The organism is Synechococcus sp. L2F (assembly GCF_024345695.1).
Taxonomy (GTDB): Bacteria; Cyanobacteriota; Cyanobacteriia; order PCC-6307; family Cyanobiaceae; genus MW101C3.
This window is the reverse complement of the sequence record NZ_JAGQBP010000003.1, coordinates 385,490-394,195: the sequence shown is the minus strand read 5'-3', so window position 1 is coordinate 394,195 and position 8,706 is coordinate 385,490. Positions and strand designations below refer to the sequence as shown.

General features: G+C 61.4%; 7 protein-coding genes. 5 read left to right on the top strand and 2 right to left on the bottom strand.

Going from position 1 to position 8,706, the window contains the following annotated elements; all coding sequences use genetic code 11:
• Nucleotides 1-159 precede the first annotated feature (159 nt).
• The 3 genes from KBZ19_RS11055 to KBZ19_RS11045 all read left to right on the top strand — a co-directional run bounded on the left by KBZ19_RS11055 (nt 160) and on the right by KBZ19_RS11045 (nt 1,909).
• Nucleotides 160-477 carry a hypothetical protein gene (locus tag KBZ19_RS11055; protein WP_255100965.1) on the top strand — a complete coding sequence of 106 codons (318 nt, stop codon included), beginning with the start codon at nt 160-162 and terminating at the stop codon, nt 475-477.
• Nucleotides 474-779, top strand: coding sequence for a hypothetical protein (locus KBZ19_RS11050; RefSeq protein ID WP_255100964.1), 306 nt, complete (start codon nt 474-476; stop codon nt 777-779). The genes KBZ19_RS11055 and KBZ19_RS11050 overlap by 4 nt, the downstream gene beginning before the upstream one ends.
• Before the next feature lie 113 nt (nt 780-892).
• The gene (locus tag KBZ19_RS11045) at nt 893-1,909 is read left to right on the top strand and encodes a DUF932 domain-containing protein (RefSeq protein WP_255100963.1); all 1,017 of its coding nucleotides are present in this window, start codon (nt 893-895) and stop codon (nt 1,907-1,909) included.
• A 789-nt stretch (nt 1,910-2,698) separates the two neighbouring features.
• On the opposite strand, the gene KBZ19_RS11040 is transcribed toward KBZ19_RS11045, so the two are convergent.
• Both KBZ19_RS11040 and KBZ19_RS11035 read right to left on the bottom strand, forming a co-directional pair.
• On the bottom strand, nt 2,699-2,950 hold the full coding sequence (locus tag KBZ19_RS11040; RefSeq protein WP_255100962.1) for a transposase: 252 nt from the start codon (nt 2,948-2,950) through the stop codon (nt 2,699-2,701).
• A 570-nt stretch (nt 2,951-3,520) separates the two neighbouring features.
• Entirely contained in the window at nt 3,521-3,679 is a 159-nt protein-coding gene (locus tag KBZ19_RS11035; protein WP_255100961.1) for a hypothetical protein, read from the bottom strand.
• Nucleotides 3,680-4,015: 336 nt separating this feature from the next.
• On the opposite strand from KBZ19_RS11035, the gene KBZ19_RS11030 reads away from it, so the two are divergent.
• Together KBZ19_RS11030 and KBZ19_RS11025 are read left to right on the top strand one after the other, a co-directional pair.
• A complete protein-coding gene (locus KBZ19_RS11030; RefSeq protein ID WP_255100960.1) occupies nt 4,016-5,008 on the top strand; it encodes an efflux RND transporter periplasmic adaptor subunit in 993 nt (330 codons plus the stop codon).
• A gap of 15 nt (nt 5,009-5,023) precedes the next feature.
• Nucleotides 5,024-8,416, top strand: coding sequence for an efflux RND transporter permease subunit (locus KBZ19_RS11025; RefSeq protein ID WP_255100959.1), 3,393 nt, complete (start codon nt 5,024-5,026; stop codon nt 8,414-8,416).
• The last annotated feature ends 290 nt before the right edge of the window (nt 8,417-8,706 follow it).

Sequence of the window (8,706 nt, the reverse complement as noted above, 5' to 3'; positions counted from 1 at the left end):
CGCCTTGCGGTTCTGTTTCCCCGAGAACGGGCCAGGGCACTGACGCGTGTGCCTTCCAGTCAGCGGTCTGGTTCCCGCCTGCCGGTCCACCGCCTCCAGCTGGCTAACCCCCTGCCTCCCTCTCAATCCCCTCCACCGCCTGCTGCGCAGGCTTTTTTCATGCATTTCCACAGCGAGATCACCATCCGCCGCCCCGATGGTTCCGTCTTCCCTCCGATCGGCCTCCTCCATGAAGACGATGACGTCCTCTCCGGAATCCTGTTCCTGCAGAGCATGGGCCGCCAGATGGCTTGGCATCGCAATGGCGAGCTCAGCGGCCTCCAGCTCCAGGTCACCCCTACCCCTGAGCCTGAAAGCGCCCGAACCGGCAGCCGGGGAGCCGCCAGTTTGTCCCCACCGCGCCACAAGGACCTGGATGACGCCTTCTCCTTCCTCGATTCCCCTGCCTGCTGCCCCAATGGAGCCCAGAGGCCATGAATATCACCATGCTGACGGGCACCGCCCCCCTGCCGGTGCAGCTGACCAGCTTTGACTGCGGCGCCATCCGCGCCGAGCTGCTCCTGCTGGTCCCCGGCGTCACCCCCCGCTGGCACGAAGAGTCCGCCGGTGGCTTCTCAGTGCTGATCGAGGTCTGGGGGAAGCAGGCGCAGGAACTCAGCGACCATGCCATACCCGGCATGCGACTGGCGGCCTCCGGACGGCTATGCGGGAACCACTGCGGCCTGCGGCTGGTGGTCGATCGCCTCCGGCTGCTCAACCCATCTCCCTCCTGCAGCTGATCCGTTCAAACGGGCAGGCGGGTGTGAGCCCCGCCCCAGCAGTTGCCGGTCTCCCCCCCGAGGCCGGCTTTTTTGTCCTCTCTGGCGGCCTGTGTGCCGCAGCTGTGAACCCCATGTCCCACGATTTCCACTCCGGTGTCTTCCTCAACAGCCAGCCCGCCTGGCACCGCCTGGGCCTGGTCCTTGACGGCACCCTGCCGGCGCGGGAAGCCTTCCGCCTCGGTGGCGCTGACTTCCAGCTCGCCGGCCTACCCGTCTACGACGCCGATATGCAGCCCATTGATGGCTACCAGGCGATTACAAGGACCGATACCGGCACCACCCTCTCGGTGATGAACGCCACCTATGAGGTGGTGCAAAACGAGCAGTTGATCCGGGTCGCCGAGGCCCTCCATAGCGATGCGGTCATGGATGCGGTCTGCGTCCTGGCCGGCGGCCGCAAGGTGATCTTTACTGCAAGGGTGCCCCAATCAGAAGGGGAGGTGCTCCCCGGTGATCCAGTGAATCAGTACCTGGTTGGCTGCACGAGCCATGACGGCACGATCGCTTTCTCCGTGTTCTTCTCCCCCATCCGGGTGGTGTGCAAGAACACGCTCTCTGCTGCCCTGGGTCTTGCCTCAGCAAGTAGCCGGCGCCAGCAGGGCTGCCGCATCCGCCACACCCGCAATGCCAATGCCTTGATCAGCCGGCTCCCTGAGCTGATTGACCTGCAGCGGCAGCAATTCAGTGGAGGGCTGGCCGAACTGCGGGCGATGGCCGCCGCCCCCTGCACGGCTGCGCAGTTCCGCAGCTATGTCGAGACCCTGTTCGCCGATCAGCTGCGGGGAGCGATCAATGACCGCCGGGGCGATGCGGCGACCAGCCGGCCCAGGCGGGTGGAGGATCTTCCCGCTTGGGAGGGTCTTTCCGCCAAGTTCGAAGGCCGGGCCATTGGCAGTGACATCCCGGGCGTGCAGGGCTCGATGTGGGGCGCCTACCAGGCGGTGACCGAATACCTCTCCCACGACGCTGGCCGCTCGAGAGATCCGATCGAAGCCGCCCGCCAGCGGCTGGAGGGGCTGTGGTTCGGCAAAGCCGCCGCCACCCTTACCCAGGCCCATGAACTGGCGCTGGCGGCAACCCGCCGCTGAGGGCCTGCGGTCAAGAGGAGGTTCTTACCGCCTGAGGCAGGGCAAAGCCAGAAGAGGAAAGGGCAAGGGCTCTGACCTCCTTGCCGGTCGTGTCCACACCAGCGGCGCTGTGACGACCGCCGGTGTGGCTTGATGCTGCCATGGCTTGCGGGGACTTTGGCTGCGTCGGGAGGCGCTGGAGCTTCCCCCCGAGCCCGTCAAAAGAGGAGCCCTGCGGGCTTTCCTGGGCCTCCACCCCTTGTGAGACCTGAATCCCACAGGAGGAGTGCCTCCACAACAGAAACAAGCCCCAATCTACCCAACCCATGACCATCAACACCCAGCTTTCCGAACAATTCCGATGACTTCCTACGAACCCAACGTCTGGACCACGATCGCCACCTTCTGCCGGGAGCTAGCTCCCATCAGCGGGGCGTTGCTTGACTCCGTCGGTCAAACGGCAGCAGCTATCGATCGAGCTGGATTCGAATCTCGCTCACTCAGAGCACCGGTCAACCGGAACCGACAGCCGGTGTTAACCCCCGAGAACGAAGATGACGAAGAATGGGACTAATCAGATTTACTGGTAAATGCCGTAACCACCAACGTGCGCGGTGTGTGGCTGGTTCTCTACCTGGTGATCGACGTCTGCAGCAATAAAGTGGTGGCCTGTGATGTCGTCGACCGAGAGGACCCGGCCATCGCAGCCGATCTGATGAGCAGCGACTGCCTTAGAGAGCGGATCGACCAGCTTGCGTGGTTCACGAACATCAGAGCAACTCCAGCTCCATCTGCAGCTGCGCGTAGCCGTCAGGCTTCTGCAAGGCTGTGCAGCTGGACCAGCTCAGCCTCTTTGGTCTGCTCCTCGTCCTTGCCATTGGACTTCTTGCTTCTGGTGAAACGTTCCGTGGCACCGTCGAGCAGCTGCCGCTTCCATTGGCTGACCTGGATCGGGTGTACAGCGTGGTGGGCGGCGATCTCCTTGATCGTCTTGCGGCCACTGAACGCCACCATGGCGACCCTGGCCTTGACCTCGGGGCTGTAGGTACGGCGCTTGCTCAACACTGTGAGCCCCCTTTCAGGGGCGATGCCCCACCTCAGAGGTTAACGTTGGGGGCTGTCCAGAAAAACCAGTCCACCTCTCGGTGGGCAGTTGATCGACCATGGCCTCCAGCCCTACGTCCCGCGCTTTTTCCGTTTCTGGAGACCTGGAGTCTGGGGCGGCCAGGCCACCGAGCCAGCTGCCGCCGCCTTCAGGGCGGCCCTGATCCAGGCTCTGGTGGGTCCAGGGGGCTTCCGCGCAAGCGTTCATCGGCAGGGGCACTATCAAAGCCCGATCCCGCAGCCATTGGGCCAGGGCACCGGCCAGGGAAAGGTATTGGTGCACAAGGCGATCGCGTTGAGAGAGAGGGCGCATCGTGAGTTGGCGCAGGATGCGCCCCCCCATCCGCAGCACCGCGTTGGGACCATCGGGGGAAGACCAAGCCAGCACCACAACGCCCACTCAACCCGCGCGCTGTGCCAGCAAGACCCCGACAGGTGCTCCTGAACGACCACCGCCCCAGCCACCGCGCAACCAAGGCGCTGAAAGACACCGGGGAGTGAAAAAGACCCGACCGCTGTGCGCAGCAGCTACGGCCTGCTCGACGCTTCAACCAGCTCCAGCACACCTCCAGCAGCATCCCCCACCCGCGCCACGAGCGGGCGCAGCGAAACCCCGAGCAGGCGCGAGAAGGTGGAGCGGAGCCCACAGTCGCTGGAAACCACCAACAGCAGAGCGAGCAGCAGCAAGGTTGGCCAGAAGAAGGGGCATCAGCCCCATAGGCACTACCGCTTCACTAGCTGTGTTCAGAGTGGCGCGCTTCCAAGCTGTAGGTAAAAGGGTGGAGAAAGGAGAGGAGCGGATAACAAGCCTTCCCGCCTCCTGAGAATGGTTCTCAACAGGGTGGGCTCTTTTCCGCCAAGATGTGGCGAAGAAATATCCCTTGTTTTATGCCGCTGGGCGCATTTTTCTTGCGCGTTCCGGCACCGCGCCAGTTTTGTCTTCCCCTGGCGATGGGGCTCATAGCGCTTTCTCTCACCAGCTGCTCTGAACCGTCAGGACCGCCGAGAGGCGGCGCGTTGCCGGTGCAGACAGAACCTGCCCAGCTGGCAACCTTCAGCACCAGCGTCGAAACGGTGAGCAGCCTGGAGGCGCCAGATCTGGTGCAGCTTTCCGCCCAGGCGGACGGCAGGATCGAGAGGATCTTGGTGCGCCAGGGTAGCCAGGTTCAAAAGGGTGATTTGCTGCTGGTGCTGGATCAGGAGCAGCAGAAGGCCGACGTGATCAACCTGCGGGCCAAGGCCGCCAGTGACCAGCTCAACTATGAACGTTATGAGTCGCTGGTACGCCAAGGGGCCGCCAGCCCGATCCAGCGGGACCAGTTTCGACAGGAGTCAATCGCCTCTCGGGAGGCCCTGATCGCCAGGGAAGCTGACCGCCGATTCCGCAATCTGCGTGCACCGATCAGCGGTACCGTTGCCGACCTGCAAGTGAAGCAGGGTGATGTGATCACGAGCGGTGACCCCTTCACCAAGTTGGTGAGCAACGATCGGTTGATGGTCAGGATTGAGGTGCCAACGGTCTACGCCGAACGGGTGCGGCTCGGCCAGACCGTGCTCCTCAGCGATCCGGCCACCGACCAGCCCTTGGCCAACGGCCTTGTGCAATCGATCGATCCAGTGGTCGGCGATGGCAGTCAGACGCTGCTAGCGAAAGCCGAGTTCGACAATCGTGGCGGCCGCTTACGCAGCGGCGTCAAGGTACGTACGAAATTGGTACTGGAGCAGAACCAGCAACTCTCGGTTCCCTTCAAGGCGGTGCAGCAGCTCCCCGGCCAGAACTTTGTGTTCATCACAGGAACCCTTGCCCAGCTCCGCGCGAACCCTGACAGGGCCGATCTGGCCTCACTCGCCAAGCTACCGGCTACCACCCTTGTAGCCCTGCAGCGTCCTGTGGTGCTCGGGCCACTCCAGAACAACCGCTTTCCTGTGCTCAGCGGCATCAGCCCCGGAGAGGCCGTGATCACTTCAAACCTCATCAACCTCCGCCACGGCGTACCGATCAAGCCCAGGTCCTAAACCGCCACCTGCCGCATGTCGCTCTCGAACCAATTCATCCGGAGACCGGTGCTTACGGCGGTCTGCAGCTTGTTGATTGTGATTGCTGGGCTGATCTCGATTCCGCTCTTGCCCGTAGAGAACCTGCCAGACATCGCACCGCCCACTGTGCGCGTGTCCGCCAGCTATGCAGGTGGCGATGCGATCAGTGTCGAGCAGGGTGTTACCTCCGTGCTGGAACAGCAGATCAACGGCGTAGAGGGCATGGAGTACATCACCTCCAGCAGCGCGTCGGATGGAAGCAGCGCGATCACTGTTGCCTTCAAAAACGGCAGCGACAGGAACATCAACCAGGTGAACGTGCAGAACCGGGTGGGTTTGGCAGAGCCACAGCTGCCTGATGAGGTACGCCAGTCTGGTGTCACGGTTAACAAGGCTTCCACCTCAATTCTGCTCGTCTACATCTTCGGCAGTACCGATACCAAGCAGCCCTATAGCGTCGAGACGATCAGTGGTTTACTGGACCAGGGCCTCACCGACGAGATCAAACGGGTGACGGGAGTCGGTGATGTGACTTACTTCGGCTCCCGCAAGCTCGCCATCCGCCTCTGGCTCAACCCAGTAAGCCTGGCTGTGAATGGCTTGACAGCCAGCGACGTGGTGGATGCTTTGACAAGCCAGAACCGGCTGGTGCCGGCTGGCCAGATCGGCAGCTCTCCAGCTGCTGCCGAGCAGGAATATACCTTCAGCGTGGAACTGCAGGGACGGCTCACCTCTGTAACGGAGTTCGAGAACATGATCGTTCGCAAGACTCCAAGCGGCGGTCTTGTTCGCCTCAAAGATGTTGGCCGGGTCTCCTTGGGAGGCGAGAGCTATGACGTCAGCAGCACCGATCTACAAGGCGTTCCGTCGGTGGGTATGGCTGTCTATCAGCTCAGTGGCAGCAACGCCCTTGAGGTTTCCACCGGCGTCAAGAGGGTACTCGAGAGTTTCGCCAGCACCCTGCCCGTAGGGGTGAAGATGGAGAAAGTCTATGACAACAGCGATTTCATCAACGCGTCCATTGAAGGCGTGGTGGCGGCCCTGCGGGACGCCATCGTGCTGGTGGTGCTGATCCTGTTTCTGTTCCTGCAGGATTGGAGGGCGACGTTGGTGCCAACAATCGCCATTCCTGTATCGCTGATCGGCACCTTCGCTGTGGCCAAACTGGTCGGCGTGTCACTCAACCAACTGACCCTGTTCGGACTGGTTTTGGCGACCGGGCTGGTGGTTGATGACGCCATCGTGGTAATCGAAGACACCGTGAGCAAAAAGCGCTCTGGCCTGAACGCCCTCGCAGCGGCCCAGGCCGCCATGAGCGAACTCTTCGGCGCAATCCTCGCCACCTCGCTGGTGTTGATCGCCGTATTCGTGCCGGTGCTGTTCTTCCCTGGTGCGACTGGAACGATTTACAAACAGTTTGCTGTCACTATCATGGCAGCGATCACCATCTCCACCTTCAACGCCCTCACGTTTTCGCCGATGCTCTCGGCCGTGCTGCTAGACCGTTTTGACGCCGCTCCAGGCCGTTCCAATTACGCCATCGGCGGAACCACCCTGGCCTTCATCTTCGGAGTCTTGCTCAGCGGCGGCGGCGTCCTCACGATTCTGGGGGCCCTCGTAATTGGAACACTGCTGGGCTACTGCCTGAGCAAGCTCACCGGGTGGCCGCTGATGCTGCCACTGGCCGTAGCCGGCGCCCTTACCGGCATGCTGATCGGCGGGGTTGACCGTCCGCTCAGCGTGGTGCTCTGCACCGCACTGGGCCTGCTGGTGAGCTGGTTCACACCCGAGATCTTCAACCGCTTCAACCTGATCTATGCCCTGATGGAGCGTCGTTATTACATCGGCCTGGACTGGGTGCTCGACCGTCGGCGTCTGGTAATAGGCCTGTTGCTGGGGGGCATTATTTTCACTGGGGTGGCCTTTACGGCGATCCCCACAGGTTTCGTGCCTGTGGAGGATCAAGGTTATGCCCTTGGCATTCTGCAGGCTCCGGAAGGGACCTCGCTTCCAAATACCGAGCGCATCAACCAACGGGTGGCTGAGATCCTGCGCGGAGAACCAGAGATCGCCACTGCGGCGTTGTTCAGTGGAGCTGGCTTTGAAGGCAACACCCCCAACCGAGGATTCTTCTTTTTCGGGTTGAAACCATGGGAGGAGCGCCGTAGAGCCGATCAGAGTGCTGCGGCGGTTGTGGGGCGCCTGAATGGAAAACTGTCGGTGATAGAGGACGCCCGTATGATCGTCATCGAGCCTCCGCCAATTCGCGGCTATGGCAACTCGGGCGGCTTTGAATTCCAGTTGCTGGATAAGAGCGCCGGCGCCCTGGATCTGTCCAAGTTTGCCGGAGCTGCTGACGAGCTCATCGGAAAGGCCAATGCCAATGACGCCTTTGAAGTTGCTTTTACCCAGTTCTCGGCCGTCTCACCGAAGCTGCGGGTTCAGGTGGATCGTGATCGCATGGCGGCTCTGGATGTGGATTTCGGCAAGGCGATGCAGGCCTTCAGCGTGACCATGGGTGGGAGTTATGTGAACGATACGTTCCAGTCCGGCAAGGTTCGCCGTGTCTACGTGCAAGCCGACCAAGGCTTCCGCGCCACCCCAGAACGGCTGAACTCGCTGTACGTGAACAACAGCGCTGGCAAATCGATTGTCCTCTCGGAGTTCTTCCGTGTGGAACCCACCACCGGCCCTTCAGTGATTCCCCACTTCAACCTCTACCGTGCCATCAAGATTGAAGGAAAGGCGGCGCCGGGCCGCAGTTCAGGTGAGGCCATCAACAGGATGGAAAACTTGTTCCGCGGCTTGCAGATCAACGGACTCGGATACGACTGGACTGGCATTTCCCGAGAGGAGATCAAAGCCGGTTCTCTGGCACTCGCGATCTTTGCTCTAGGCATCCTGGTGGTCTACCTGGTCCTGGCAGCCCAGTATGAAAGCGTCAGCGATCCGCTGATCGTGCTGATGACCGTGCCTACCGCCATGCTAGGGGCCATGCTGTTTCTGAGCTTGCGGGGTGAGGTCCTGAATGTCTATGCCCAGGTGGGTCTGGTGATGCTGATTGGCCTGGCCGCCAAGAACGGGATTCTGATCGTCGATCTGGCGAATCAGCGACTCGCTGGGGGCGTTGTTGTGCTGGAAGCCGCCCGGGAGTCGGCCCGATCGAGACTGCGTCCCATCCTGATGACCGCCATCGCATCGCTGCTGGGATTCCTACCCCTGGTTTTCTCCAGCGGAGCTGGTGCCCGTAGCCAGATTTCCCTCGGTACGGTTGTTTTCGGTGGCCTCGCCGTCGCCACTGTGTTGTCACTGTTCGTGGTGCCTGTGTTCTATGTGGAACTCAAAAGCTGGCTCGGGCACCAAGCTCTAAAGACTGATGACAAGTAGATCTGAAGGCAACGAAGCTGCTTGCCCAAAGTTGTCATGCTTGACCCAGCCACGGCTATATCCAGGAACTGCAGGTTGTAGGAGTCGCTACTTGCTTGATGGATATCTGAGTGTGGCTCTGGACAGGGTTTGCAGGCCCAGAAGTTGGGCCCAAAATGGTGTCATCTTGACGAGATTTGCAAGCAGGGACGATTGTTATCAGTTGAGCCTCGACAGTAGCCAGGCCCGCGGTCTCTCGCCGATGTTCAGCCGCAGAATTCGCTGCCCTGAGTTCAAGGCCTGTTTGACCA

Excerpts from the sequence above, each read along its gene's own strand:
- KBZ19_RS11025 (WP_255100959.1), top strand. The coding sequence starts at position 5,024 with ATGTCGCTCTCGAACCAATTCATCCGGAGACCGGTGCTTACGGCGGTC.
- KBZ19_RS11045 (WP_255100963.1), top strand. The coding sequence starts at position 893 with ATGTCCCACGATTTCCACTCCGGTGTCTTCCTCAACAGCCAGCCCGCC.
- KBZ19_RS11050 (WP_255100964.1), top strand. The coding sequence starts at position 474 with ATGAATATCACCATGCTGACGGGCACCGCCCCCCTGCCGGTGCAGCTG.
- KBZ19_RS11055 (WP_255100965.1), top strand. The coding sequence starts at position 160 with ATGCATTTCCACAGCGAGATCACCATCCGCCGCCCCGATGGTTCCGTC.